Source organism: Paenibacillus cymbidii, from assembly GCF_004764705.1.
GTDB lineage: Bacteria > Bacillota > Bacilli > Paenibacillales > NBRC-103111 > Paenibacillus_AN > Paenibacillus_AN cymbidii.
On sequence record NZ_SHLX01000004.1, the window covers coordinates 183,055 to 209,869 of the forward strand.

At 57.7% G+C, this 26,815-nt stretch carries 26 protein-coding genes; 20 read left to right on the forward strand and 6 right to left on the reverse strand.

Features of this window, described 5'->3' with window-relative positions:
- The first annotated feature begins 20 nt into the window (after positions 1 to 20).
- The 11 genes from EXY20_RS07785 to EXY20_RS07835 all read left to right on the forward strand — a co-directional run bounded on the left by EXY20_RS07785 (position 21) and on the right by EXY20_RS07835 (position 14,928).
- A complete protein-coding gene (locus EXY20_RS07785; protein WP_135549405.1) occupies positions 21 to 1,703 on the forward strand; it encodes a type 2 periplasmic-binding domain-containing protein in 1,683 nt (560 codons plus the stop codon).
- Between the two features lie 54 nt (positions 1,704 to 1,757).
- Entirely contained in the window at positions 1,758 to 2,672 is a 915-nt protein-coding gene (locus EXY20_RS07790; RefSeq protein WP_407944897.1) for an ABC transporter permease, read from the forward strand.
- 13 nt (positions 2,673 to 2,685) lie between these two features.
- Positions 2,686 to 3,573, forward strand: a complete 888-nt coding sequence (locus EXY20_RS07795; RefSeq protein WP_135549409.1) for a carbohydrate ABC transporter permease — start codon at positions 2,686 to 2,688, stop codon at positions 3,571 to 3,573.
- Positions 3,574 to 3,618: 45 nt separating this feature from the next.
- A complete protein-coding gene (locus EXY20_RS07800; RefSeq protein ID WP_135549412.1) occupies positions 3,619 to 5,112 on the forward strand; it encodes a sulfatase family protein in 1,494 nt (497 codons plus the stop codon).
- A 15-nt stretch (positions 5,113 to 5,127) separates the two neighbouring features.
- Positions 5,128 to 6,507 (forward strand): sialate O-acetylesterase, encoded by a 1,380-nt coding sequence (locus EXY20_RS07805; protein ID WP_135549414.1) that lies wholly within the window; start codon positions 5,128 to 5,130, stop codon positions 6,505 to 6,507.
- Positions 6,508 to 6,536: 29 nt separating this feature from the next.
- On the forward strand, positions 6,537 to 8,114 hold the full coding sequence (locus tag EXY20_RS07810; protein WP_135549417.1) for a HEAT repeat domain-containing protein: 1,578 nt from the start codon (positions 6,537 to 6,539) through the stop codon (positions 8,112 to 8,114).
- A gap of 32 nt (positions 8,115 to 8,146) precedes the next feature.
- The gene (locus EXY20_RS07815) at positions 8,147 to 8,824 is read left to right on the forward strand and encodes an SGNH/GDSL hydrolase family protein (RefSeq protein WP_167859067.1); all 678 of its coding nucleotides are present in this window, start codon (positions 8,147 to 8,149) and stop codon (positions 8,822 to 8,824) included.
- A 25-nt stretch (positions 8,825 to 8,849) separates the two neighbouring features.
- Positions 8,850 to 10,262, forward strand: a complete 1,413-nt coding sequence (locus EXY20_RS07820) for a sulfatase family protein (RefSeq protein WP_135549421.1) — start codon at positions 8,850 to 8,852, stop codon at positions 10,260 to 10,262.
- A 19-nt stretch (positions 10,263 to 10,281) separates the two neighbouring features.
- On the forward strand, positions 10,282 to 11,949 hold the full coding sequence (locus tag EXY20_RS07825; RefSeq protein ID WP_167859068.1) for a CocE/NonD family hydrolase: 1,668 nt from the start codon (positions 10,282 to 10,284) through the stop codon (positions 11,947 to 11,949).
- 13 nt (positions 11,950 to 11,962) lie between these two features.
- Positions 11,963 to 13,900 (forward strand): hypothetical protein, encoded by a 1,938-nt coding sequence (locus EXY20_RS07830; protein WP_135549425.1) that lies wholly within the window; start codon positions 11,963 to 11,965, stop codon positions 13,898 to 13,900.
- Between the two features lie 641 nt (positions 13,901 to 14,541).
- The gene (locus EXY20_RS07835; RefSeq protein WP_135549427.1) at positions 14,542 to 14,928 is read left to right on the forward strand and encodes a cupredoxin domain-containing protein; all 387 of its coding nucleotides are present in this window, start codon (positions 14,542 to 14,544) and stop codon (positions 14,926 to 14,928) included.
- A gap of 93 nt (positions 14,929 to 15,021) precedes the next feature.
- Here the strand turns inward: EXY20_RS07835 and pqqA are convergent, their stop codons facing one another.
- Entirely contained in the window at positions 15,022 to 15,093 is a 72-nt protein-coding gene (pqqA, locus tag EXY20_RS40580; protein WP_407944901.1) for a pyrroloquinoline quinone precursor peptide PqqA, read from the reverse strand.
- Positions 15,094 to 15,300: 207 nt separating this feature from the next.
- Between pqqA and EXY20_RS07845 the strand changes: the two genes are divergently transcribed.
- The 3 genes from EXY20_RS07845 to EXY20_RS07855 all read left to right on the forward strand — a co-directional run bounded on the left by EXY20_RS07845 (position 15,301) and on the right by EXY20_RS07855 (position 18,658).
- Positions 15,301 to 15,549, forward strand: a complete 249-nt coding sequence (locus EXY20_RS07845; protein WP_135549431.1) for a hypothetical protein — start codon at positions 15,301 to 15,303, stop codon at positions 15,547 to 15,549.
- 176 nt (positions 15,550 to 15,725) lie between these two features.
- A complete protein-coding gene (locus EXY20_RS07850; protein ID WP_135549433.1) occupies positions 15,726 to 17,453 on the forward strand; it encodes a pyrroloquinoline quinone-dependent dehydrogenase in 1,728 nt (575 codons plus the stop codon).
- A gap of 80 nt (positions 17,454 to 17,533) precedes the next feature.
- A complete protein-coding gene (locus EXY20_RS07855) occupies positions 17,534 to 18,658 on the forward strand; it encodes a carboxypeptidase-like regulatory domain-containing protein (RefSeq protein ID WP_135549436.1) in 1,125 nt (374 codons plus the stop codon).
- A 1-nt stretch (position 18,659) separates the two neighbouring features.
- Here the strand turns inward: EXY20_RS07855 and pqqE are convergent, their stop codons facing one another.
- From pqqE to EXY20_RS07880, 5 genes are all read right to left on the reverse strand, one after another.
- Positions 18,660 to 19,745, reverse strand: a complete 1,086-nt coding sequence (gene pqqE / locus EXY20_RS07860) for a pyrroloquinoline quinone biosynthesis protein PqqE (protein WP_135549438.1) — start codon at positions 19,743 to 19,745, stop codon at positions 18,660 to 18,662.
- Entirely contained in the window at positions 19,736 to 20,014 is a 279-nt protein-coding gene (gene pqqD, locus EXY20_RS07865) for a pyrroloquinoline quinone biosynthesis peptide chaperone PqqD (RefSeq protein ID WP_167859069.1), read from the reverse strand. The genes pqqE and pqqD overlap by 10 nt, the downstream gene beginning before the upstream one ends.
- Complete coding sequence (pqqC, locus tag EXY20_RS07870) at positions 20,011 to 20,727, reverse strand: pyrroloquinoline-quinone synthase PqqC (RefSeq protein ID WP_135549444.1); 717 nt, start codon at positions 20,725 to 20,727, stop codon at positions 20,011 to 20,013. The genes pqqD and pqqC overlap by 4 nt, the downstream gene beginning before the upstream one ends.
- Positions 20,728 to 20,732: 5 nt before the next feature.
- A complete protein-coding gene (pqqB, locus tag EXY20_RS07875) occupies positions 20,733 to 21,653 on the reverse strand; it encodes a pyrroloquinoline quinone biosynthesis protein PqqB (RefSeq protein ID WP_135549447.1) in 921 nt (306 codons plus the stop codon).
- Between the two features lie 167 nt (positions 21,654 to 21,820).
- Positions 21,821 to 22,207, reverse strand: a complete 387-nt coding sequence (locus EXY20_RS07880; RefSeq protein WP_135549450.1) for a WGxxGxxG family protein — start codon at positions 22,205 to 22,207, stop codon at positions 21,821 to 21,823.
- 138 nt (positions 22,208 to 22,345) lie between these two features.
- On the opposite strand from EXY20_RS07880, the gene EXY20_RS07885 reads away from it, so the two are divergent.
- The 6 genes from EXY20_RS07885 to EXY20_RS39450 all read left to right on the forward strand — a co-directional run bounded on the left by EXY20_RS07885 (position 22,346) and on the right by EXY20_RS39450 (position 26,776).
- Complete coding sequence (locus tag EXY20_RS07885; protein ID WP_167859070.1) at positions 22,346 to 22,897, forward strand: manganese efflux pump MntP; 552 nt, start codon at positions 22,346 to 22,348, stop codon at positions 22,895 to 22,897.
- Positions 22,898 to 23,139: 242 nt separating this feature from the next.
- Entirely contained in the window at positions 23,140 to 23,832 is a 693-nt protein-coding gene (locus tag EXY20_RS07890; RefSeq protein WP_135549455.1) for a heparinase II/III family protein, read from the forward strand.
- Positions 23,833 to 24,258: 426 nt separating this feature from the next.
- Positions 24,259 to 25,038 carry a glutamate racemase gene (murI, locus tag EXY20_RS07895; protein WP_135549459.1) on the forward strand — a complete coding sequence of 260 codons (780 nt, stop codon included), beginning with the start codon at positions 24,259 to 24,261 and terminating at the stop codon, positions 25,036 to 25,038.
- Between the two features lie 371 nt (positions 25,039 to 25,409).
- Positions 25,410 to 25,940: an alpha/beta hydrolase gene (locus EXY20_RS07900; RefSeq protein ID WP_235885410.1), complete on the forward strand. Its 531-nt coding sequence runs from the start codon at positions 25,410 to 25,412 to the stop codon at positions 25,938 to 25,940.
- A 64-nt stretch (positions 25,941 to 26,004) separates the two neighbouring features.
- Entirely contained in the window at positions 26,005 to 26,457 is a 453-nt protein-coding gene (locus EXY20_RS07905; protein WP_135549464.1) for a GNAT family N-acetyltransferase, read from the forward strand.
- A gap of 55 nt (positions 26,458 to 26,512) precedes the next feature.
- On the forward strand, positions 26,513 to 26,776 hold the full coding sequence (locus tag EXY20_RS39450; protein ID WP_207671238.1) for a hypothetical protein: 264 nt from the start codon (positions 26,513 to 26,515) through the stop codon (positions 26,774 to 26,776).
- Positions 26,777 to 26,815 lie beyond the last annotated feature (39 nt).

The following is a 26,815-nucleotide window of genomic DNA, read 5'->3' on the forward strand; positions in this document are numbered from 1 at the left end:
ATGTTCAAGGGGGAAAGGAAATGCAGAAAGGCCGATATTCGGTATTGGTTGGGCTGTCGGCGCTCATTGTCGTCGTGAGCGCGTGCAGCGGCAACTCAAAAGAAGGAAACGAGGATAAGCAGCCGTCGGCATCGCCGTCAGCGGCAGCATCGGCGTCGGCGAAGCCGCAGCCGAGTCAAAATCCCGACTTCAAGCCGCTCGGCAAATACAACCCGCCGATCGAGATGTCCACCGTTCGTCAGGTTGCGGCGAATCAATATTTCGACGAAGGCGAAACGATCGACAAAAACTCGCTGTACGATTTCTACGAAAGCCAGCTTGGCATCAAAATAAAAAATTTATGGACGGTCAGCAAAGATTACGACACGAAGCTGAAGCTGGCGATCGCCTCGGACGAACTGCCGGATTTCTTCAAGGTTTCTCCCGTCGATTTGCTGCAGCTGGTCGAAAACGGCATGGTCGCCGATTTGACCGAGGCCTGGGACAAGACCGCTTCCGACGCGTTCAAAAAGTGGGTCGGCTACGACGGCGGCATCCAGATGAAATCGGCCACGTTCGGCGGCAAGCTGATGGCGATTCCGGAAACGCGCAGCGGCTATGGCGATCTCGGCATTTTGTATGTGCGCAAGGACTGGCTGAAGGAAATGAACTTGCCCGAGCCCAAAACGATGGCGGATTTGCTGAAAATATCGAAAGCGTTTTCGCAGCGGGATTCGGGCGGCAAAGGGAAAACGTACGGCCTTTTCCTCGACAAAACGCTTGGCTTGAAAAACTTCTTTAATGGCTACCACCTGTATCCGAAAACGTGGGTGAAGGACAGCGCAGGCAATCTCAGCTACGGCAGCCTCGACCCGAGGATGAAGGACGCGCTCAAGGAATTGCAAGCCATGTTCAAGGACGGGCAAATCGACCCGGAATTCGGCGTCAAGGATCGGGTCAAGGAGCTCGAGCTGGTGAACAACAACCGGGTCGGCATCATGTACGGCCGCTATTCGGATACGGTAGCGCTGACCGGCGCGATTGTGAACAACAAAGTGGTGCAGGAATGGGAAAGCTATATGATCCCGTCAATCGACGACAAGCCGGCCCAAAGCCAGGTGAGCGCCAACGTGCAAAATTATTTCGTGGCCAGCAAAAAGTCGAAGCATCCGGAAGCGCTGATCAAAATCGCCGACTTGTCGCTTGCGCCGACGATTCATCAAATCCCGGGCAGCAACGTGCTCGCGACGGGGAAAAACAACAAAACGGATCAAATTATTTACACGATCAACCCGATTACGCTGTTCGGCCAGCTCGGGCCGGTCGAAATGGGCGAACTGATTCCGAAAGCCGAAAAGCTGCGCGATCCGTCGGTTTTGAAGGGGCAGTGGCCGAACGTTTACAAAAACATGATGAACTTCATCAACGGCGACATCAACATCGTAAACTACGCAAACTACATGAACGGCAAGGACGGCGGCACGCTGGCCAAGGTGTATCAGGGCTACCAGCAAAATTTGTTCAAATTCGACGAGTTTTACGGGGCGCCGACGCCGACGATGGGCGAAAAGATGGCGACGCTGCTTGCCAAGGAAGACGAAATCGTGACGAAAATCATTATGGGCTCGGCGCCGGTCGAAGCGTATGACGCCTTCATCAGCGACTGGAAGAAGCTCGGCGGCGAGCAGATTACGAAGGAAGTCAACGACTGGGCCAAACGTTGAGAAAGGCGGGAGGGGCGCTTTGCCTGGCTTAGCTTGGCTGCCCCTCTCTCCCGAATGGAGATGAACGCGCTGTTACTACGGGAATGGAAACGAAACGGGCTGCTGCACATCATGGTGCTGCCGGCGCTTGTGCTGACGGTTATTTACAGCTACGGTCCGATGGTCGGCATGATCATCGCGTTCAAGAAGTTCATGCCGTCCAAAGGCATATTCGGCTCGGAATGGATCGGGCTCGACAATTTTCATTATGTGATGATGATGCCGGATACACCACGAGTCATCGCCAATACGCTCGTCATTGCGACGCTAAAAATCGTCTGCGGCCTGATCGCGCCGATTCTGACGGCGCTGCTGCTTAACGAAGTGCGCAAAATGGCGTTTCGGCGCATCTTCCAGACGATCGTATATTTTCCGCATTTTTTGTCCTGGGTCATCATCAGCGGCATTCTGATCGACATTTTATCGCCGACATCGGGCTTCGTGAATCAGGTGCTGGGGATATTCGGCGTCAAACCGATTTTTTTCCTCGGCGACAACCGCTGGTTCCAGTTTACGCTCGTCACCTCCGACGTGTGGAAAGACTTCGGGTTCGGCACGATCGTTTATTTGGCGGCGCTGACGAACATTAGCCCTTCCTTGTACGAGGCGGCCGAAATCGACGGCGCGAACCGGTGGCAGCAGACGAAATACATTACGCTTCCCGGCATTCTGCCGATCGTTATCCTGCTGGCGACGCTCAGTCTCGGCAACGTGCTTAACGCCGGGTTCGATCAAATCTTGAACCTGTACAGTCCTTCCGTCTACGAGTCAGGCGATATTATCGATACGCTCGTTTACCGGCTCGGCTTGCACCAGTATCAGTACGGCGTGGCGACGGCGGTCGGGTTTTTCCGCTCGGTCGTCTCCCTGATCCTCATCACCATTTCGTATTACGCCGCGTACCGGCTGGCCAACTACCGAATCTTTTAGAGCAGGTGATCGTTTGTTCTCTTATCGCACGAGCATCAGTTACCGCATTTTTACGATCGCGAATTACGTCGTGCTGACTTTGTTGGCCCTGAGCTGTTTGCTTCCGTTCGTACAGGTGCTGTCCGTTTCGCTCAGCTCGGCGCCGGCCGTATCGGCGGGGGAAGTGAAGCTGTGGCCGATCGGATTTACATGGGCCTCGTACAACAGCGTGTTCGGCGAAGCGGCGTACATGACCGCCTTTCTCGTTTCGCTCAAACGGATTGCGCTCGGCGTGTCGCTCAATATGCTGCTTTCCGTCATGGTCGGGTATCCGCTTTCCAAGGAAAGCCGGCAGTTCCGGATGCGGACGGTTTACGTTTGGTTTTTCGTCTTCACGATGATTTTTGGCGGCGGGCTCATTCCCACGTATTTGGTCGTCAAGGAAACCGGGCTGATCAATTCGATCTGGGCGCTTGTGCTGCCGCATGCGGTGCCGATTTTCAACGTCGTGCTGCTGCTCAATTTTTTCCGTGGACTGCCGAAGGAGATGGAGGAGTCGGCCAAAATCGACGGGGCGCACCACTGGACGATCCTGTGGCGCATTTATTTGCCGCTGTCGCTGCCGGTGCTGGCCACGATTCTGCTGTTCGCGTCGGTCGCCCACTGGAACAGCTGGTTCGACGGTGTCATCTACCTGAATCAGCCGGAAGATTATCCGCTGCAAACGTTCCTGCACACCCATGTTATCGCCAAAAATGTGGAAGAGATGTCGCCGGAGGAGATGGAGCAATTTTTCCTTGTGAACGACCAGACGGGACGGGCGGCGCAAATTTTTATCGCCTCGTTGCCGATCTTGCTCGTATACCCGTTTCTGCAGCGTTATTTCATGAAAGGCATTGTGCTAGGCAGCGTGAAGGAATAAACCGGCGGAACCGGCCTGGCAAGGACGGATCACGGAGGGACGCAAGTGAAAAGGCCGAATCTATTGCTTATCACAACAGACCAGCAGCGCGCGGATCATCTCGGATTGAAGGGGCTGTCCGCCATCCGCACGCCCCATCTCGATCGTCTCGGGACGGAGGGCGTGCATTTCGACCGCGCCTATTGCGCGTCGCCGCTCTGCACCCCGAGCCGCGTGTCGCTGCTTACCGGCCAATGGCCGTCCAGGCATGGCGCTTATTCGATCGGCGTGACCGCGGATCCGTTTCCCGGTCCGACGATTCCGCAGCTGCTGAAGGACAGCGGCTACGCAACGTGTTTGATCGGCAAAGCCCATTTTGTCAGGCGGGACGACGAAGCGCCGCATTTTACGGGCCAGGCCGCTCCCGATCCGGCGATGTTCCGCGAGTACCACGGACCGTATGCGGGCTTTGAGACGGTGCATACTTGCACCGGTCATACGACGAATTGCAAGCCGGATATGCATTACCGGACGTTTCTGGAGAATTCGGGCCTGGACTATGCGGCGTGGTTTCCGCATCTGCAGGGCAACATCGATTATGCGCGCACCGGTGTCTGGGACATTCCGGATGAGCTGCAAAATACGGCCTGGGTGGCCGCCCTTGCGGAAGAGTGGATCGAAAGCCGGAAGGAGCAGGAGCGGCCCTGGTTTTGCTGGGTCAGCTTCGAGGACCCGCACCCGCCGTTCGTATGCCCGGAGCCGTGGTTTTCCGCCGTCGATGTCGAACGGATGCCCGTTTACGAAGGGTACCGCGCGGGCGAATTCGAGGGCAAGCCGGCGATCTACCAGGCAATGTTCGAGAACAAGACGGGCGCTTATACTGACGGGCCGCTCGTGCCGGGAATACGGGGACCGAATCGCGAGCGAACGAAGGACCGTGTGGCGCTGCAGGCGGCGCTTGGCATGATTGCCAATATCGACGCCAAAGTCGGCGGCATTCTGGAGCGGCTTGCGGCAACTGGGCAATTGGACGATACCGTCATTCTGTTTACGTCCGACCACGGGGAGATGAACGGGCATCACGGGTTGTGGGGCAAAGGGCTTGCCGCTTACGACGATTGCCAGAAGGTGCCGCTGCTCGTATGGGGGCCGGCATATTTCCCGAAGCAAGGCACGAGCGGGGCGGTCGTCAGCCTGGTTGACGCGGCCTGCACGCTGCTAACGCTGGCCGGAGTCGACTGGCCCCAGGGGATGCAGGGCACCGACCTGATGCCGCTGCTGCGCGGAGAAGTCGAAGCCGTTCAGGATGCGACGATCGTCGAATGCCATGCCACGGAAAAAGTGTACCAGATGACGCTCGTCACCGAACGATACAAGCTGGTCGTGTACCGCGACGAGCCGGACGGCGAGCTGTACGACTTGGCCGAAGACCCCGACCAATACGTCAACCGGTGGTCCGACGAACGGTATTTTTCGCTGCGCGGCCGGCTGCTGCTGCAGCTGGCGCAGAAGCGGATGGCGGCGGAAGGGGTCGTGCAGCCGAGGAGAGCGTTTGCTTAGGGGAGGCATAAACGGATGGGCAAGAGGAGCGGGGCGTTTGTTCGCAGCGGTCCGGCGGATTGGGCGATCGTGCAGCAGCGGGACGGCTTCGCCGATCTGGAGCTGTCCGGCGGCTGGGAGCTGCCCGAGCCGGACGGCTGCGTGTTTCGAGGCGAACGTGTGATCGTACGAATCGTGCGGGAGGATGACGGGCAAATCGTCGTGCCATGGACAAAAAGCGAATTATACGGCACACAGCAGTGGAGGGTGACGATTCGCAATGTTCCGGCCGGCGGGTTGTATCGAATCGAAACCGGCCTGATCGTCGATGTGGAAGGCGGGCCGGTCACCAGAAGGTCGATTCGCGGCGACATGATACGGCATATCGGGATTGGCGATCTGTGGGTCGTTGCGGGGCAAAGTAACGCGGTCGGCTACGGGCAAGGGACGATATACGATCCGCCGACGTTCGGCGTCCATTTGTTTCGCGGCGGGACGTGGGAGGTGGCGGCGCATCCGCTCAGCGGCGAAGGATTTTTTACGGGGCATTCGCCGATGCTCGCGTTCGCCAAAACGGTGCTGCGCGCAACCGGGCTGCCGATCGGCCTGCTGCAAACCGCAAAGGGCGCTTCTCCGCTGCGAAGCTGGAATCCGGGCGAGGACGGGGAGCTGTACGCGGGTTTGCTGGACGCCGTTCGTTCGGCCGGCGGCCGCGTGCGGGGCGTGTTGTGGTACCAGGGCTGCTCCGACGGCAATGCGGCGGGAGCGCCGACGTATTTGGACCGATTCGCACATGTCGTCAACAGCTGGCGCCGGCACTTGAACGACCCGCTTCTCCCCGTGTTGACCGTACAGTTGAACCGTTCCACGGGCGAAGCCGGCCCGGATGCGGACGCAAGCTGGGGAACCGTGCGGGAAGCGCAGCGGCAGGCCGCGCGCCGGCTGGCCGGCGTCTTCGTCGTGCCCGCGATCGATTGCCCGTTGTCGGATAACGTGCACAACAGTCCGGCGGGCAACTTGGTAATCGGCGAACGGCTGGCGCAATCGGCGCTGGCGCATGTGTATCGTCGGCATGGGCGTTACCGCGCGCCGGATGCTGCGTGTGCGGAGCGGCAGGCCGGCGGCGAAACGGAGCGGATCGCGCTTCGTTTCGACCATGTCGTCGGCGAGCTTGCTGTGAACGATCCGCACGGCGCGCCGTTTACGGCTTTCGATGCGCTCGGCAAGGTCGACATCGTTTCCTGGCGAATCAGCGGACGCGACGAAATCGAACTGACGCTTTCGCGTCCGCTGTCTTTCCCGGGTGTGGTGAACGGCATGTTTGAGAAAAATCCTTGCGGCGGCGGCGCTATCCCTGTCGATACGGGCACCGGCATGCCGCTGCTCGCTTTTTACCGCTTGCCGATTCAGGAATAGGAAATCGATACCGAGGAGTTGAACATCCTATGCTGGATTCAAACTATTTGCTTACCGACGATCAGATGGCGCAATTTATCACCAAGGGGTTCCTGGTGCTGCGCAACGATTTGCCCGCTTCGTTCCACGAGCGGATCATGAGCAAGATCGAATACGTGCTTCCGGCGGAAGGAAACCCGGGAAACAACATATTGCCGCGCATTCCGGAGCTGGGCGCCTGCTTCGAGACGCCGCTCGTTCGGGGCGCCTTGACCAGCGTGCTCGGACCGGATTACATCATGCATGCGCACCGCCATCTTCACGGCAACAAACCGGGCAAGGAGCAGGCGCAAAACTGGCACAAAGACGGCTACTGGTCGTCCATGCGCAGTCATCGACCTTGGTGGGCGATGATTTTCTACTACACGCAGGACGTGACGGAGGACATGGGGCCGAGCGAAGTGATGGCGGGCACGCAATATTACGAGAAGTTCCTCGGGGAGCAAGGCGAAACGGTGCTGCCTGCGGGCAAGGCCGGCACGATGGTGCTGATCCACTTCGATCTGTGGCACCGGGCGGCGCTCAACGTTTCCGACAAGATGCGCTACATGCTGAAGTTCCAGTTCGTCCGCCTGACCGCGCCGGCGTCCCCGAGCTGGAACCATACGCGGCGCGACCTTGTGCTGCCGGAGGATACTCGCTTCCGGCACCGCGTTCTGTGGCAGGATGTATGGAACTGGCTGAAGGGCGAAAGCGGCGGCAGCGCGGCGTATTCGGCAGCCGATGCGACGGATGCTGCTGCGCTCGCGCGGTGGGCCGCCGATTTGCAGGCGGATGACGCCGCCGTTCGGGCGGAAGCGGCCGACGAGCTTGGCCTGCTCGGCGAGGCGGCTGCCGACCACGCGGCGCAACTGGCCGGGTTGCTTGATGACGCCAGCGAGATCGTCGCTCTGAACGCTACATATGCCTTGGGGCGCATGGGCGCTAAAGGGAGCGAGCGGCTGCTCGCGGCGATGGCAGCGGGCACGACGCAGGTGGCGACGCGCGCCGGGTACGGCTTGCAGGGCGCCGGCGCCGTTGCGGTGCCGGGCCTGGCAACGCTGCTCGCGCATCCGGACGAGAAGCGCCGGGCGCTGGCCGCGTTCGTGCTCGGGATGATCGGCGCGCCGTCCGGCGCAGCGGTGCCCGCCTTGCTGGCGGCGCTTGACGACGATGCCAGCGAATGGGTGCGCCGCAACGTCATCGAAGCGCTCGGCTTGATCGTACAGCCGGCCGAGCGGATCGTGGCGGCGTTGACCGGGGCGCTGGATCGTTCGCTGCGCGAGGAAGGCGCCGCTGCGGCGATCACGTCGGGGGAGGGCATCGACTATACCGAACCGCAATGGTACATCGTTAACAAGATCGGGTATACCGCAGCGCTTTCGCTGCTGCGCATCGGCAACAACGGCGATCCGAACTTGGCTGTCGGCGCCTTGAAGCGGGCGCTGGACAGCAAGGACCGCTACGCCAGAGCGTATGCCTTCGAAGCATTGTGCCACTACCGCACGGAGGAAGCGATCCAGGCGATGCTGACGTTCATCGGCCACTCCAGGTGGTGCGCGGATACGCACAAGGCAAGCAACACGTAACGCGCGGGAACAACGCGGAAGGAGGAAGAACGGTGGCGACGCTGGAGCGAACGGAATGGTGCGAATTTTGGTGGGAAAAGGCCAATCAGCGCGACAAAAAGCGGGTGTTGCTGGTCGGCGATTCGATTGCGAAAGGGTATCACGGTTTTGTCAAGGAGCTGCTGGGGGCGCACGTTTACGTTGATAAGCTGGCGACATCGAAAGCGCTTGACAATCCGGCTCTTTACCGCGAATTGGACTATATCGTCCGGCATGGCGACGAGTCGTTCGATTTTTCATATGAGGTCGTTCATTTCAACAACGGGCTGCACGGCTGGCATCTTGGCGAAGCGGAGTACGAACGCGGCTGCGACGATGTCGTGCAGCACTTGCGGCGGCACACGCAGGCGGCAATCGTGCTCGCCCACACGACGCCCGTCACGAAAGCGGCGGCTGAGGAGTATGCGCTTGATTCTGCGGTAAACGACAGGGTCATCGCCCGCAATCGGGTTGTGGATCGTGTGGCGGCGCGTTACGGGCTTGCGGTCAACGATTTGTACGCGCCGATGATCGGAAGGCGCGATTACGAAGCGGGCGACGGGTATCATTACAACGAATCCGGACGCAGCGCGCAGGCGGAGCTGGTTGCCCGCAGCATAGCGGCAGCACTGGGCATCGCCTATTATCGAACGGATGCGTCCGGGTCCGGGCCAAGGCATGTTGGAGGATGAACAGTGAAAGGAAGGAAACGGTCGGATGAAGCAGCCGAATCTGTTGTTTTTGTTCAGTGACCAGCACAATGCCCGCTGCCTGTCCTGCGCGGGCCATCAGCAGCTGCAAACGCCCCACCTTGACCGGCTGGCTGCCGAAGGGACGCGGTTTACGAACGCCTATGCCAACAATCCGATCTGCACGCCGAGCCGAATCAGCTTCCTGTCGGGGTTGTACCCTTCGACCCATGGCTACTACGGGCTGTACGGTTCGGAGCCGAAGGCGCCGATGACGAGCCTGTTTCGTTATTTCAAGGAACGGGGCTACCGAACCGGCGCTCTTGGCAAGCTGCATACGCCCCGGTATTGGATCGAACGCGACTGCCAGTTCGTTTACGACGAATTTATTGAATATCCCAAATATTTGGAAGGGACGGGCTTGTACGAGCGCAACGACAATCGAGCGTTCAACGGCAACCGCGACGGGGAAATTTCGCTGCTTCCTTATGAACACAGCTGCGAAGTGGCGCTAGCCAAACAAGCCGTTCGCTTCATTCGCAACGAAGGCGAGCGGTTGGACCGGGGGCGCAATGACGCTCCGTGGCTGGCGTGGGTCAGTTTTTCGCGGCCGCATCAGCCTTACACGCCTTCCGAACCGTTCGCCGGCCTATACCTGCCGGAGTCGATTGTGCTGCCGCCGATAAGCGAAGCGGAGAAAGAAGAGGTACGCCGCAAGCGCGGAGATCTTCCGGAAGCGAAGCTGCGCCGGCTCGTCAGCGCTTATTACGGGCTGGTCAGCCAGGTCGACCATGCGATCGGCGCGATCGTCGGCGAGCTTGAGCGGCGCGGGGAGCTTGAGAATACGATCATCCTCTACAGCTCCGATCACGGCGACTACGCAGGCGAGCACGGCCTGATCGAAAAAACGGGGGGCATCAGCTATCAAGCGATCAGCCGCATTCCGCTGATCGTTCGTCTGCCCTCCGGCAAGGCCGGTCATGCCGGCGCCGTCAACGACGCCATCGTAGAAGCGGTGGACGTTTTTCCTACGTTGTGCGAACTGGCGGGCTTGGAAGCGCCGAATACGGTACAGGGCGTCAGCTTCGCCGGAGCTGTCGGCGCGGGGGAGGCGAGCTGGGAAGGACGGAGCTGCGCCTTCACGGAGAACGCGTTCCGCAAGGCAATCGCGACGAAATCGTGGCGTTACGTGGCCAATCTGCACGGCGAGCAGCCGGATGAATTGTACAACCTGATCGACGATCCGTGGGAGCTGCGCAACCGGATTGACGATCCGGCGTGCGCTGATGCCGCGCGCGACATGCAGCGGCTGCTGCTGGACAGGATCGTGCGGGCGCGCAAACCCGTCACCACGGTCAACGGGGGCTGGCACAAGCACGCGTATGACCGGGACGGCCGCATGGACTTTACGCATCTCGCCGGCACGAACGCGTACTGGTAACGCGGGAGGGGGAATCCGCATGAATACGGCTATGGTTGTCTTGCGCGATGGGATTCGCCTCGCGACCGATATATATTTGCCGCAGCGGGGCGGCCCGTTTCCCGTTGTGCTGAACCGTACGCCCTACGGCAAGGCAGCGATCGGCCAATGGGCGATCGAGCTGCTTCTCGCCGAGGGTTATGCGCTGTGCGTGCAGGATACGCGGGGGCGCTACGAGTCGGAAGGTGCGTTCGATCCGTTCGCGAACGAAGCGGCCGACGGGACGGATACGCTCGTCTGGTTGAAGGCGCAGCCGTGGTGCAACGGGCGAATTGCCGGTTACGGAATGTCCTACCACGGTTATACGCAGTACGCGATGGCGCTCGACAATGATGGAATATGCGCGCTGACGCCCGTATTTGGCAGCCTTGCGCTCGACCGGGTGCTGTTTCGCGGCGGCGTTTTTTGCCTGTCGTTTCTGCAATGGGCTCTCGTCAGCCATGGGCGGACGGTCCGGGACGCGTCCGGTTTCGAGTTGGCGCGTATCGCGCGGCATAGGCCCGCCGTCGAAGCAGCCGATGTCGCGCTTGGCGAGCGGGTCGAATTTTATCGGGATTGGCGCTCCCGGCCGCTTGGCGATGCCTACTGGGACCGGCTGACGGGAGGGCGAAACGGGCTCGAACGGATCGGCGCGCCCGCACTTGTGGTCGCCGGCTGGTACGATATGTTCGCCGTGGCGCAGCTGGACGATTTTGAACGGCTGCAGCGGCATCCCAACGACGCGGTCCGCCGGGGCAGCAAGCTGCTGATCGGCCCGTGGAACCATACGTTTTACGGGCCGCACCATGCGGCGTACGGGATCGAAGCGGATGTCGCGGAGGGAGGCAGACCGCGCGAGCTTCTGCGGGAGATGAAGATGTGGTTGGCATTCGCGCTCCGTGGCGCGGACAACGGCTGGGCGGAGCGGGCCCCCGTCCGGCTGTTCGTCATGGGCGAAAACGTATGGCGCGACGAAGCGGAATGGCCGCTTGCCCGCGCCGAGTGCGAAGCGTTTTATTTGCATTCCGGCGGCAACGCCAATACCGCGGGCGGGGACGGGACCCTGGACAGGAGCCGTCCCGACGGGGAAGAGCGGCCGGACGCGTTCGTCTACGATCCGTGCGATCCGGTTCCTGCCGCCGGCGGTTCCCACATCGGAAGCGGGCCGGCCGAACAGGCGGCAGTCGAACGGCGCGGCGACGTCCTTGTTTATACGTCGGCTCCTTTGGCGCAGCCGCTGGAAATTACCGGCCCGATCGCGCTGACGCTGTTTGTCGCCACCGACGCGCCCGATACCGATTTTACCGGCAAGTTAACGGATGTTTTCCCTGACGGCCGGTCGTTCGTCCTTAGCGACGGCATCGCCCGCGTCCGCCATGGCGCCGAATCGGCAGGCGCGAAGCCGCCCGTGCCCGGCGATACGATAGCGCTGGACATCGCGATGTCGCCTGTTTCCGTGCTGCTGCGCGAAGGGCACCGCTTCCGGCTGCAGATAAGCTCTTCGAACTTTCCGTGTTACGCGACAAATCCGAATACAGGGGCGGACGACGCCTGCGCAACCGAAACGCGCCGGGCGATGCAGCGCGTGTATCACGACAGCGTCCGCGCCTCACATGTGACACTGCCGGTCGTGCCGCGGACGGCGGTTGCCACACGAACACACGCATAAGGAGCGGATGACCATGTTTTACGACCTCGATGGGCAAGCGGCGCGCAAACGCCAGCTGTATCGAAAGCTGACGGATTATACGCTCCGGTATTTCGGCGTGGACGGGTTATGGATCGGAACCGACAAGGAGCCGGACTTGCGGGAGCGGTTGTGGTACGCGCTCGGTTATTTGGAAAGCGGAGATCCTTTGGCCGCTGCCGCCGCCAATCGCCTCATCGCCGCAACGGCGTTTCGGGGGTGCCACTTTGCGCCGATGGCGGCGCTGCAGCTGCTGGTCAAATTCGGCGGCAGGCTGGAGCCCGGGGCGAAGGCGGCGCTTGACGGTTATTTGGCCGGGGCGCTCGACTCTTTTACCGGGCCCGACCACGACTTTCGCGGCGCGAACGACAATTTCCCGACGATGGGCGCGTATACGCTGCTCGTCGGCGGTGAGTTGTACGGCCGGCCCGACTTGGAGCGGAAGGGCGCGGACCGTCTCCGCCAGTTCGAAGCGCTGCTGACGCGGCGCGGGTTCGCGTCGGAGTTCAACAGCCCGACCTATACGCCGTTTCAGCTGCTGTGCATGGCGGAAATCGCGGAGTGGGCCGCGGACCCGGCCGTTCGCGGACTGGCGCTGCAGCTTGAGGAGCGGCTGTGGGCCGACATTTGGAGCCATTACCACCCGTCCACGTTCCAGACGGCCGGCCCGTATTCGCGCGCGTACGAGGTCGATTCCACGGCACATACGCATCAATCGCGCTTTGTGTTGTACGCCTTGATCGGCGAGCAATTGGCGATTCATCCGCTGAATACGCTGTTCGCCACGCCGCGCGGCAAGGAAGGCGAGCTGCTTCACCACAATTTGCCGTTCATGCAAGTCAGCACCGGCTGGCTCATGCACACGACATACCATTGCCCGGCTTATCTGGTCGCGCACGGCTTGCACAAAAAGTACCCTTACCGGGTGCAGGGGACCTACGAATACGCTTCGTCGACGGACCGCCCGCAGCCGCCGAATCCGCTCGAATCGGACGATACTGTCGACATCCCCGCCGGGTCGGGCAACGCAACGACGTACATGACGGAAGATTACGCGCTTGGCGTCATGAGCCGCGAGTTTCGTACCGGCGTATTCACCGACTCGTTCCATCTGTTGTACCGCAGGCGGGCGCCGGTCGCAGAGCAGCGCGACATCGGCGTCGTTTACGCCAACTACATCGTCAACGACAAGAAGCCGGGGCAAATGAACGACTACGTCGAGCTGAACTGGCGGAACTGGCAGGCGTCGGTGTTGGACGAAGGGCGTAAAATCGGCTTGCATCACGACCGGACGGCCATGCTGCTGTACAAGCCGAAGCAACTGCTGCACAAGCGGGTGACAAGCCTGAAGCTGTCGCTGCTGTTTCCCGCCCGCTACGGCTTCGTCGAGGAAGTGTGGCTCGGCGATCGCCGGCTCGACCGGCTGGAAGGCGTCAGCGATTCGCCGTGTCCGGTGTTCGTGAAAGACGGCCCGGTGTATATGGCCTTTTTCCCGCTGCTGTTTACGGATTACGGCCGGCCGGCGGCGGTAAAAGTGGAGCGAATCAACGGCTACTTGTCCGTTTCCTTCTATAATTATGAAGGTCCGGCTCTGGACTTCGCGCAGCGCGGCTTCCTGCTGACGGGCAACGGCTTCGTTGCTGAGGTGCGGAGCGAGTCGGAGGTGGGAAGCTTCGCGGCGTTCCGCGGCCTGTTTGGGAGCGTTCGCGTCCTGGACGAATGGGCGTATGGCAATCGTATTACGCACATGCGGCGCACGCGGTACGAACGCGACGGGCTGGAGCTGGAATGTGTGTGGAACCCGATCAGCGAAGGCATCAAGTATGCCGCCGTCAACGGACGTATCCCGGCCGAGCGGCAGTTGGCGATTACCGGCCTTGATCCGGAGCAGCTTCCGTTTATGGGCGGGGGCGATAACCAAAATAGCAAATGAAAAATGGCTTATTGGCCTCATTTTGCCTGCCTCGTCGGAAATAGCCAGTGATTTCACTGGCTATCCCGACCCGGAAGCCTCAAAAACGACTTTTTCAAAGGAATAGCCAGTGATTTCACTGGTTATTTTGGTGAGGATACCGATTTTGGCGAAATAGGCCATAAAACATGGCCTATTTTTTTTGGCGCCTAATCGGAGCGTCACAAAAGCAAATTTGTTGGTTGGCGGAGGGAAGAATGCCAAGGTTGGTGCAAGGTTTCTGGTTGGCGGTGTTGAAAACGGGGCGAGGGGCGGGAGCGGAGAGCGGGGGTTGGTATGGAGAAGCTGAGCGCTTTCTGTAAGAAAGCGGCTTCGGAAGCATACGCTCAGCGTTCGCCTTTGTTTTCCGGATCCCCCTTGGCCTGATCGTTCGAAGAATCCGGAAAACAAGAAGCGATCGGAGTACCAACCCCCGCGCGCAGCGGGAGCCGGTTTCGCCGGATAGTTGCCGATTGTTCCCCCATTCGTGCTATTTTGCGAGTAGGGGAAAGCAATCCCGGGAATGCTAGCGATGGGCAGCAGGGGGTTGAAACAAGCGGGGTTAAGTGAGGACCGGCTTAAGGAATCCATGCCAATCGACAAAACCGGAGGTTATCGTGACTATGCGAATGATCAAGTATCTTCCCCTTATCGCAATCGTTGTGGTTGTTGCTTTAAGTGCCTGCGGCAACAAAAACAATAACAATTCGGCGGCCACCAACCCGCCATCGGGCGCTCCTAACGGGGAAACCAAAGAAATTACGGTGGATGCAAAAAACTTCCAATTCACTCCTTCCGATATTCAATTGCATCCGGGCGATACGGTCAAGCTTACGCTAAAAAACTCGCAAGGGGTGCACGGATTGGAGATACCGGGCTTGAAAGTCAATATCAAGGGCGGGGAAACGGCGACTTTTACGGTGGACAAAGCAGGGAAATACGATTTTAACTGCTCGATCCAATGCGGTGCAGGCCATGACAATATGACAGGTACAATCACGGTAAAATAAGGCTACAGCACGACGGGGGAAAATCGTGTTCGCATGGACAAGCTGGCGCCTGAACACACGGGCACCAGCTTGTTGCTTTACCGTGCGGCCCCGTCATTTCCGATAAGCATAGGCCGTCACTTCGGCGCATACCTCGATAATCTTGAATGTCGGCTTAACCCACATGGTTCCACCTCCCCTCCGCAAATTCGCCAGGCGTTGCTTGATTCATTGTATGTCGGCACAAGAATGTCCAAGAAGCATAAATAACGATCCAGGTGGTCCCGGCCGGGGCTATTTCGTCGGCATATTCTCACTTGTCCCGAACATACAATCGGTAGAAGGAAAGCAAGAACCAAATCGGGTTGCGAAGCTGACGAGGAGGGTGTGCGAATGGCGAGAAGCTTGTTGAAATCGCCTGCAAAAGGCGCGCTGATGGGAGTCACGATGACCGGCGGTTGGCTCCTTGCCGATCTGTTGCTCCCCGAGCCTTGGGGAGACGTTGTGTTGTTCGCGGCGATGGCGGTGGTGAATGTCGGGATCGGTTGGAAGCTCGGAAAGCTCTACGACGCCCAACAAGACAAGGAGACAGTCAGTGCCCCGGATACGAAAAATGCAACCCATTACGAAATGCGATCCTGAATGAAAAGGATGCCCTGCCGCCCTTTCGCTTCCTGACAGGAAGACGGGAGGGCGTTTTTTTGTCGTTTACATAATTTGCGCAACTTAGGAAATACCATTATTGACGAAGATGGCATGAAACTGGTTCCCCCTACGAATGACAAGTCGCACACTAACCCATCTTGGAGGTTACCGCCGTGAAAAAAGTCCATGCAATAAACGGAGCAACGCTTGCGTTATTATTGCTGCTCAGTGCGTGTACGGGCAACAAAAATGCTGCCTCGCCCTCGCCAACGCCGAACCAATCCGCTTCAAATTCGCCGTCTGCCGCAGCGGGCGTGACCGGCACCAGTTTTGAAAATTGGGGCTCCTACGGTTATACGCTGGCCAATAACCGCCACGTCCCGTTCAAAGAGATTACAGCCGATAACGTCAACGATCTTGGCATGATCTGGTCTGCGGACTTGAAGTCGATTGATGCGGATGTCAAAAACGGCAATCAGTCGTATCCGGTCGTCGTGGACGGCGTCATCTACTTGACGACGGCGGGCAACCAGGTGTTCGCGTTCGACGCCGTGACCGGGAAAACGATTTGGCATTGGAAACCGTCGGCCGAGCAAGCTGCCGGCTTCGCGAAAGCGGGGATTATCGCCAATCGCGGCGTAGCGGTAGGCGAAGGCAAAGTGTTTACGCTGGCGGTCGACAATTCGCTGATTTCCTTGGATCAGAAGACGGGCAAGCTGGTGAAAATGGTCAAGCTTTCCGACTTTATCGAAGGGGTTACGATCGAAAACGGGTACTATGAGACGACCGCCCCCCAATATTACAAAGGCAATGTCTACATCGGAAGCAGCGGCAGCGATAATGGCGTTCGTGGCTTCGTCGCGGCGTTCAAAGCGAGCGATTTAACCCCGGCCTGGGATTCTCCGTTCTGGGTCGTGCCGCCGAAAGGCCAGGATTGGCTGGCGAACAGCAAGTTCCAGGGAGGCGGGGCGGTATGGGACCCCGTCGCGATCGACGAACAAACCGACATCATGTATTTTGCGACCGGCAACCCGTCACCGGATTTCTACGGTGCCAATCGCCCGGGAGACAACCCGTACACCGACTCGGTCGTGGCCGTCAACGCGAAGACCGGCAAGCTGGTCTGGGCCAAACAGGAAATCAGCCACGACTTGTGGGACTATGACGCGGCGGCGTCCCCGATGATTATCAACGCTTCGGTGAAAGGCGCAAAGAAGAAGCTTGTCGTCCAAGGCGGCAAGTCGGGATTGTGGTTCGCCTGGGATGCCGCTACGGGGGATGTCGTGTGGGACGGGATTCCGTTTGCCAAAATCGATCATAAGGAACCGACGCCAGAAGGAGTGGTCGGGTATCCCGGCGTGCTCGGCGGGGAAAATTACGCGCCCGAAGCTTACGATCCCGGAACGAATTATGTGTTGATTCCGGGCATCGAGTCGCCTTCCCTCTACAAATCGGCGAAGAGCGAGGAGGAGGCGAGCACACCGGATATGCCCGGCGCTGCGGCTTTCGGCACGTCGATCGGAGAGGTGCCTGACGTCAAAGGATACGGAACGATTACTGCGATCAATGTGGATACCGGCAAACAAGCTTACCAGATCAAAACGACGGATATGCAGCGCGGCGGATTGACGAGCACGGATGCCGGACTGGCGTTCTTCGGCGAGCTGGACGGCAAGATCAATGCGCTCGATATCAAGGCGGGCAAGGTGATCTGGACGTTCCAGACTTCCGGGAACAACGTACAAGCCGCTCCGTCGATCTTCAAGGTTGACGGCAAGGAGTACATCGTCTTCACCACAGGCGGAACGAAGCCCCAAGTGCACGTGTTCGGGCTTGGCGGCAACAAGGCGCAAGGGCAGGCAGGCACGGCCGAAACGGGCGGAGGGCATGCGGCGCAGTAACGCGGATTCAACCTGGCGGTCAAAACAGGACGGATATCGTCTTGTTTTGACCGCTTCATTTAAGTAAAGGAGACATTTACTTGAAAAAATTAACCAAAGCTCGACTATCCGTCCTTTTTTTCGTCGCGGCAATGGCGTTGTTGCCGGCCATCTGTTCGAACGCGAATGCGCAGCCGGAAAGCCCGCAAGGCCGAATCGAACTGGAACAGGGGACATTTGCCGCCAAGTCGTGGCAAAGCGACGGCTCCCACCTCGCTCTTGCCAAAGGCAAGCTGACTTTCGGCGAACGGCCCGTCGCCAATGCCCTCCTGCAAGCAGGTCCGCAGGGAAGAAGCATCCGGACGGGGGAGGACGGCAGTTTCGAGTTGTTCGTCGACCGGAGTCTGGTCGCTTATAAACTCGTTAAGGTAATGTCGGTTGATGGGGCAACGATCGCCGGCAACACAATCCGTCGTGAAGAGGCCGATTCCATCCTGACCGCCTCGTCCGCGATCCGCGTTTATCATCCGATCGAGGTGACCCGGGTGGAGCCTGCCGATTCGGACGCAGGCCGGGTCAAGGTGCACGCGCGATTCAAGATCGAAGCAGGCGACAAGATTTCCTTTTTCCGCATAGACAAATATCGGATTTCGGGCCAGGTGGCGGATGCCGACGGCAGTCCGGTGAAGGACGCGATTGTCTGGATCGACCGAGACCTTGGAGAAGGCTTCGCCAAGTCGACTCCAACGGATCGGAATGGAAACTATGAAATGTATTACTGGCCGGAGGAAGAGGAAACGAATCTTACCGTTATTGTCGGCACGCGCCGATACGCGCTGCCGGAGGGCAAGGTGATTAACCTTCCCCGGCATACAAGCGTGGACATTCGAATCCGTTTGCCAAAGACTGGCGAGGTGATCGACGACAAACCTCCTGCACTTGTTTGCACAACTTCGGTGGGTGCGACGTATACAGGTCTGTTGGCAGGGCTCGACGTCCCTCCCGGAACCGCATATTCCGTGACGATACCGGATCGGGACGGCCGGTTCGTTCTGACGGTGCCGAAGGACGAATGGGAGAAACGCCCGCTGTTTTTCGAAACCGTGCTGACGAAGTTTGTCGCGCAGGAGAAGGTGCTGAAGGCCGGGGACGAGCTGCCCGACGGTTTTGTGCAACCGGTCGATCACGACCCGAGGTTTGCCGCTGCGGCAGCGCCAGAGCATTGAGTCAGCGTTTGCCTCGATAAGAATAGGACGGCGAACGATCGTCGCCGGTTTCGATTGCGCCGAGCCGGTCCGTGATTGCGCTGCGGTGGGGGGACCACTTGCAAACGGGGTCCGTCGCCCGCGCATCGCCTGTAAGCAGGAACGCCTGGCAGCGGCAGCCGCCATAATCGAGCTCGCGTCGCTCGCAGCTTCTGCAGGGTTCCGGCATCCAATCATAGCCGCGAAAAGCGTTAAAAGAGGGGGAATGATGCCAAATCCAGGCAAGATCGCGTTCCTTTACGTTCTCAAACTTCAAGCTCCGAATTTCCGCTGCAGCCGTGCAAGGCAATACCCGTCCGTCGGGAGCGACAGTGAGCGAAAGCTTGCCCCAACCGCCCATGCAGGGCTTCGGATACTCTTCATAATAATCGGGCAGGATCCACAACAGTTCGATTTGATGCCCGAACCGTTCTTGCGCCCGAACGTAGGCGGCTTCGGCTTCCAGAAGCTGCTCCTTTTGCGGCAGCAGCTGTTGGGCGTTTCGCAGCGCCCAGCCGTAGTATTGGGCATTGGCCAACTCCAGCCGCTGTGCCCCCCATTCTGCGCAAAGCGCGACGATCGCTTCGATCTGGTGAAGATTGGCCCGGTGGAGGACGACGTTCATATGTAGGGGAATTCCGCTTGCGCGGATCCGCTGCGCAGCTTGACGTTTCAGTTCGTGCGCCCGAAAGCCGGCAATCGTATCGGCAAGCTCCGCGGACGAGGCCTGCACGCTGAGCTGAATGCTGTCGATGCCCGCCTCCGCAAGCTGCCTGAGGCGCTCTTCGCTCAAGCCTACGCCGCTCGTGATGAGATTGCCATAAAGTCCCGCATCTCTGGCATGGCGGACGAGTTGTTCGAGATCCGGGCGCAGCAGCGGTTCTCCGCCGGTGAAATGAACCTGGGCGACCCCAAGGTTGCCGGCTTGTTCCAGCACATCCTGCCACAGCTGCGTCGACAGTTCGCTCTCTCTTTGGCGGAGTTCGATCGGGTTCGAACAATAGGGACAGTGAAGCGGACAACGATGCGTTACTTCCGCGGTCAAGGCATAAGGCAAATTCAGCTGCATGGCTCGAGCCAGCCCCTCTCCGTGGCCGATGCGATGAATTCGACAATATCGTCCCTCAGGCCGGTCTGAACGAATTGCGCCTCGAGTTCCCCGATCATGTCCGCAATCGTTCTTTGCCCGTCGCACAGCCGGAGAATCGCACCGGCAGTCTCGTTAAGCTCGACAACCCGCTCCGGCAGCAGCAATAAATCCGACTGCCGGGCTTTGTCGTACTTCATCCGCCCCGGTTTGCGCAGCCTCGGCCGATCCGACAGCGCGATGCCGCTCATCGGACATACTCTTCGGCAGTGATGGGGAAAGACAAGCTTAATGCGTCCAGCAGTGCCCAGAGGACGTCGCACTTGAAGCGCAAAGCCGCGATCGCCTGTTCCTGTTCCCTGCGGTCCCTGCATTCGCGCAACACAAGGCACAAGCCGTGATCCGCATCGCGCGGAGCCTGGGTCAGCCGGGCTTGAAAGTAAGCAAGCCCTTCCGGTCTAATCCAGGGGTACAACTGTTCGAATACGCCGATCCGCTTGGAGACGAGCGTGGGTGCGAACAATTCCGTCAGGGAGGAGGCGACGGCGATGGGCCACGGCTTGAGCCGGCAAAAGTTCACATAAGCGTCGACGGCGAATCGGACGGCCGGAAGCACATGGCGTTCATCCAGCATTTCTTCTCGCGGGATGCCGGCGGCTTCGCCCAGACGAATCCACGCTTCGATGCCGCCATCGTTGCCGTCCCGACCGTCATGGTCGATGATTCGCTGAATCCATTCCCGGCGCTCTTCGCGGGACGGCAGCTTGGAGAGGATCAGAGCGTCTTTGATCGGGATATTTTTCTGATAATAGAACCGGTTGGCGATCCAGGCACGCAGTTGCAAGGGGGAAAGCTTGCCCTCATGCATTGCGATATGGTACGGATGTTTGTCGTGGTACCGTTCTTCTCCCACCTGGCGCAAACGCGACGTGAATTGTTCGTTCGAAAGCAAATACGAATCCATTCTTGTTAAACCTCCATTTCCATTCCGTCGAACCCGATTTCGATGCCCAGACCGGCCAGCCTTTGCCGTTCCGACGAATCTTCAAGCAGCATCGGATTCGTGTTGTTGATGTGAATATACACCTTCCGGCGTGCCGGCGAACGTGCGAACCGTTCGGCGCTTCCGCCCGGTCCGGCAACGGGAAGGTGGCCCATATCGGAAGCGAGAAGCTCCGATATGCCAAGCTTGCGCAGCTCGTCGCCCACCCAGAAGGTGCCGTCCATAAAGATGCAATCGGCGCCTTCCAGGTAGTGCTCAAGCGATTGCGACCATGCTTCGACTCCCGGCGCGTAGACGGCGACGCCGCCCGTTCTCCGGTCGGCGATCCGATAGCCGACGCTCCAGGGCTCCCGGTGCCGACCCGCTTCCCGAAGCGGATTCGCGCTGACGTATCGCGGGGGTTTATCGCCCAAATCGAACGCGCATACCGACAATTGTCCCCCAAATAGTGGGAAATATTCCTCGGGCCTTGTCTCATGCCAACGAAAGCTCGCGTACGGTTCCACGATCCGCCTGACCGGGAAGCCGTCATCAAGCGCGCCGAGGACCCGCTTCGTTGCGTATACGTCCATGGACGCGCCTTGCCGGAGTTGAAGAAGTCCGCTCGTATGGTCCAGTTCCGCATCGGTAAGCAGGATCGCTTGAATCGGCGAACCGCGCAAGGAAGGACCCGGGTGGAGGCAGGGGTGCGCTCCCGACTGAAAAGCAATATCCGGGCTTGCGTTCAGCAGCGCCCAACGGGTCCCGTCCGGACTTACGGCCAGCGAGTCATGGCTGCGGACGCGTGCGGACGGGTCGCCGGCTCTCGTGCGACGGCAGCCCGGACAGGCGCAATTCCATTGCGGATAACCTCCTCCCGCGGCGGAACCGAGCACTTTCAGAATCATGGCTTACCTCCTTGCATTAGAAATGCCGGTCAGGCTGTCTCCGGCATGAAGCGAAGCTTGATTCATTGTATGTCGGCACAGGAATGTCCAAGAAGCAGAAATAACGATGCAAGAGGCCCGCTCGTTCTGCGGACCGTGCCTTGCATCGTTACTCAACGAAGCTCTTCTTAGCGATCGCGTTGCGGATTGCGATTCCGCATGCCGAACAGGCCGACCAATCCGAGCAAACCGAGCCAGCCCCAGCGATTAGCGTTATTCGTTGCGGATTTCATGCGATACACCGGATTCCGGTCCGTCGTGCCGGATGTGTTCGCATTTACGTTGAGGAACTGACTGCCCGTTCCCGTGCCGTATACGCTGACATCGTAATTCGGCGTTCCTTTCGCTCTTGTTGCGTTATCGTACGACTGAACATGCATGCCGTGCGTACCGGTTCCCATTCCATTGCCAAGCCCGTCGTTTCCGTTTGAAGTCGCCCCTTGGGCATAAGCCGGGACGGCAACCGCCGCCGATACGACCAGGGCCCACAATCCAGTTACCATTTTTTTTGTCATGGCGCTACCTGCCTTTGAAAGAGGATTGATATTCTCCGGATAGGTTCCCACGATTGCAACGATTCTATACCATGCTTGTACTACGGAGAAATGCTGTCGTGTATAATGGCAATTATAGACAGTTGAAGGAGTATGGCCATGGAAATCTGGTTCGCCTGGATCGTAAGCCTGTCGCTCGGTTTCGATGCGTTAGTCGTTTCGGTTTCGTTGGGGCTGCGAAAAGAGCCGAAGCGCATGATCACGATCGCGCTTGTGTTCGCTGCGGCCGAATCCCTTATGCCGATTGTAGGCATCATTGTCGGAGGCGCGCTCGATCGTGTTTTCGAAGGGGCGATATCCTGGATCGGCGCTCTGTTATTGATCGGGGTGGCAATTTACTTTCTTTTTTTCGATCGGGATGCGGACGATGATCCAACGTTCGGGCAGCCGCTTGCGGGATGGCCGTTACTCGCCGCGGCGATCGGCGTCAGCCTGGACGAGCTTTCGGTCGGGTTTACCGCCGGATTGTTGCAGGCGCCGATCGTACTCACGATCGTGCTGATTGCCGCCCAATCGTTTACGTTCTCCATGATCGGCGTCATTTTCAGCGCCAAACTGAGGCCTTATCTCGGAGAATGGGCCGAAAAAGCGCCGGGCATCGTGCTTGGACTCATGGGCGTCTGGATGCTTATCGAGAACATTGCTTTCTGAACAACCGGATCGGTGAAAGCTTGGCAATAAATAAGAGGACACTTTCCTGCAAGCGGGAAGTGTCCTTATTCGTTTCCTGTACGGCTATTCGCAATATCCGCAGGCGATTCCGGCAACAATTCGAGTTTCCGGCAATTGTCGCTGACGGGCGCGGTAAGGCAGGATAAAGTTGCGGCTGGAGGGCAAATCGATAGCGCGGCGCTTGAATTCATGGCGGCCAACAAACGAAGGAGGCGCGGCAAGTGACTGTAAGCGGTGCGGCGGATAACGCGAATGCGGCGTTTATGGGGCTGATCGACTTGACGTCGGCAGGCCTCGAGGAAGTGAACATGCTTGCGAGAAGGAAGCAATGGAAGGAAGCGATGGCGGCATATGTGGCGATCTTGGGGCGCAGGCTGAAGCAAACGCGGCTGACGCCGCTCCCTGACAATCCGCGGTATAGGGAGGACGCGGAGCTGTTGCTGGATAACCGGATTTCGTTATTGAACAGCCCACTCGTTGCGATCGGCGATCCGATCGATTGGCTGCTTGCGCCCGGCGGCGACAAACAATGGCAGAGCCATCTGGGGTACATGTATTTTCCGAACTGCCTGGTTCAAGCTTATCAAGCGACAGGAGAGACGCGTTATCGGGACAAATGGCTGGCGATTATGCGCAATACGTCCGATCTGGCGGTCAAAGCGCCTGCTGCGGGGGATACGTCGGCATTGGAGGATCTGGCCGCGGATGCGCAGATCTTGCATGACGGCACGATGGAAGGCGGCGGCAGCGGGCAAAGCGCGCCGGGAGCCAAGGCGATCTTCGCCGCAGCGATCGGAAAGGCCAACGACGTGCCGAACGCGCCGTCGTACGCGGTCACACAGCTGGATGCCGACCAGGCGGAAGCGGAACTTAACGCCGCTATCGTCGCGTTCCAAGCTGCGATTCATCCATAATGCGTCGCCACGCTCGAAAGGACCGTCAGGGTGATTTTCCCTGACGGTTTTTCTACTTTGCCGGGCCGGGTAACGAAATAGCCCATGAAAAATGGCTTATTTGCCCGATTTGGGGTGCCTCGCTGGAAATAGCCAGCGAAAACATGGCCTATTTGCTCCACCAGGCTCCAAATCAGGCCTCATAGCCGAAATAGCCAGTGATTTCACTGGCTATTTTGGCGAGCCTGCCTGTTTTTGGCCAAATAGGCCATAAAACATGGTCTATTTTTCAGGACGCTTGATCGGAGCGGCCTCGATCTTTTCTGATTATCTTTTTAGCGGAAAGAGGAACCACAGTACAGTCGACATATAGTATTTGGTGTGCCATGGGTATAAAATTGGTTTAGAAAACAGCTCCATAACACCTAATCGAAAAGAGTGAAAGCAGTGAGAATAGGAATTTTTGATTCGGGAATAGGCGGGATTACGGTTCTTCATCAAGCCTTGCGGTTGCTGCCGAACGAGGATTACCTCTATTATGCGGATACATTGCACGTCCCCTATGGCGAAAAGCCGAAGGATGAAGTTAGAGGATACATTTTTGACGCTATCGACTTTATTGCTGAACAAGGAGTGAAAGCAGTAGTCATTGCCTGTAATGCTGCGACCAGTGTTGCCGTGGAAGACCTGCGTAAAAAGTATGATTTCCCTATTTTGGGGATCGAACCGGCGGTAAAACCCGCTGTTGAAAAATGGGAAGGAAAACGAAAGAAAATCCTCGTTTTGGCGACTAATTTGACGCTGAGAGAAGAAAAGTTCCACAATTTGGTGAAAAGCATTAGCCGTGAGGATATGGTGGATAGTTTGGCTCTCCCCGGTCTGGTGCAATTTGCGGAAAATTTTATATTTGACGAAGATCAGGTAATCCGTTATTTACGAGAAGAACTCGCCTCATTCGATTTGAACCGGTACGGAACGGTTGTTTTAGGATGTACCCATTTTCCGTTTTTTGAAAATAGTCTGAAACAAGTTTTCCCGGAAGGGGTGGACATGATTTCCGGAAGTGTGGGAACAGCCAAACATTTAAGACGAATTCTCGAAGCAAGGAATCAGATCAATGAAGGAACGGGGAAGCTGTTGTTTTTTCAATCCGGTTGCAAAGTCGAAGATCAAGCTACCTTAGCCAAGTATAAGGAACTGCTGGTCATGCTGGATGCGTATTCTTGACTTACCGACGAATCATTAAGGTAACGGGCAAGATAGGTAAATGAAAACTTTCCATTTGAAATTCCTGAAATTCAAGTTACTTTTATTGAAGAGGTCGCAATATCCATTTGACCATTACCCGATGGCGGGAGACTAAATCAATGAATGTCAACTTGCAAGATTGGATTCAAGAAGCCGATTGGGTGAGCATGCAGAAGGCAATGACTGCTGGCGAATGCAGTTCTGAAGCCCTCGTGCTTTTCCGGGAAGGCTTACAGTGAACCGACGCTAATCGGCATCGCCTACAGTTTTGAGCAGGCCACTCGTTTTCGTCGTCCGCCGGATCTGGATTGAACTGCTCCCGCCTTACCTACATTGGATTGACGTATAAAGTGATCGGGGAACGGAAACTGACCCGATACGTCTTTGAACCGGAAATACCCGGAGCAAATAGGACCGCCATTCTCTTTTTCAATGGAGGTACTTTTAAAAAAGGGCCGCTGACACCTGCACAATTTCAGCAACAAGCACGTTATTTTTCCATGCAAGGAATTGTCGCTATTTGTGTTGATTATCGGAATGGTCATGACGATGGGTTCGTTCCGATGCAAGCGATCAGCGATGCTAAATCTGCTGTTCATTGGGTAAGAAGTCATGCTGCTCTGCTGGGGGTAAACCCGAATCGAATTGTGATGTGTGGAGCATCGGCAGGTGGCTATACCGCTGTATCGTCAATTATGTTTAAAGGGTTGAACGATGATGAAAGTACAGACTGTACACCAAACGCTCTCGTTATATTTGCTGCTGGAATGGATGGTGTGGATATTATGGGGAGGTTGTTTCCTGAACTGCTTGAGCAAGCAACCGAGCTATCTCCTATGCACAATATAAAATTAATATTGGACTATAGGAAAATCTGTTGAGTTTTACGGCACGAGGCGGCCGCGGCAAAGGCGGAGCTTCGCTTGTTGAAAGGGGAGGGGTTAATTGCATGAGATTACGATTGGAAAAGTTAATCAATTGGATTCCAACCGCTTAATGCTGCTGGTCGATGAAAGTGTAAACGAAGGTTTTCTTCATATTCGGCGGTTGGTAAACGACTTTGATGCCGGAACGAATAAATTCGATCAAGACGGAGAAGCGCTGTTTGCTGCCTATCAGAATGATGAAATTGTAGGGATTTGCGGGTTGAATCGTGATCCCTATTCGAATTCCCAAGAGATTGGTCGTGTTCGCCGACTTTATGTCTCGCCGAAGGTGCGGCGATTCGGCATTGGGCGAATGTTAGTGGATGCGGTTGTTGAAGAAGCGAAGACACACTACAGAACGCTTGTGTTGAGGACAAATAATCCGATTGCGGATATATTTTATCGTTCGATTGGTTTTTCCCGTCAATTGGAGTCGGAAAATGCCACTCACTTTTTTCGTTTAAAGGATTAAGCAACGCTAATGCTGTATACAAACACTTCCAGGTAAAGGAGGACCGGAGAAATGAGTGATCGATTTGTTGGTTGAAGAATGCCGCGACAAAGAAGTAGAGATCGTTGACGGCCCTAGCTACTCTGAACTCTGGAGCGAATTTACGATGAAGGATTCTGATGGTCACCGCATCGCTTTCGGTGGCGGAATCAGCGCGGTCATTGAAGTATTCCGCGAAAAGGCAACTATTAATGCCGATCGGGTCGGGATCGGAATCAAGGAATGTACAGCGATGTGTGCGGTAGAATTTTATATGCCCATTCGGCCTAAATCGGAATGAAGTACACGCCTCCTGCGCAGCAAGCTCCCCATGCTCGAA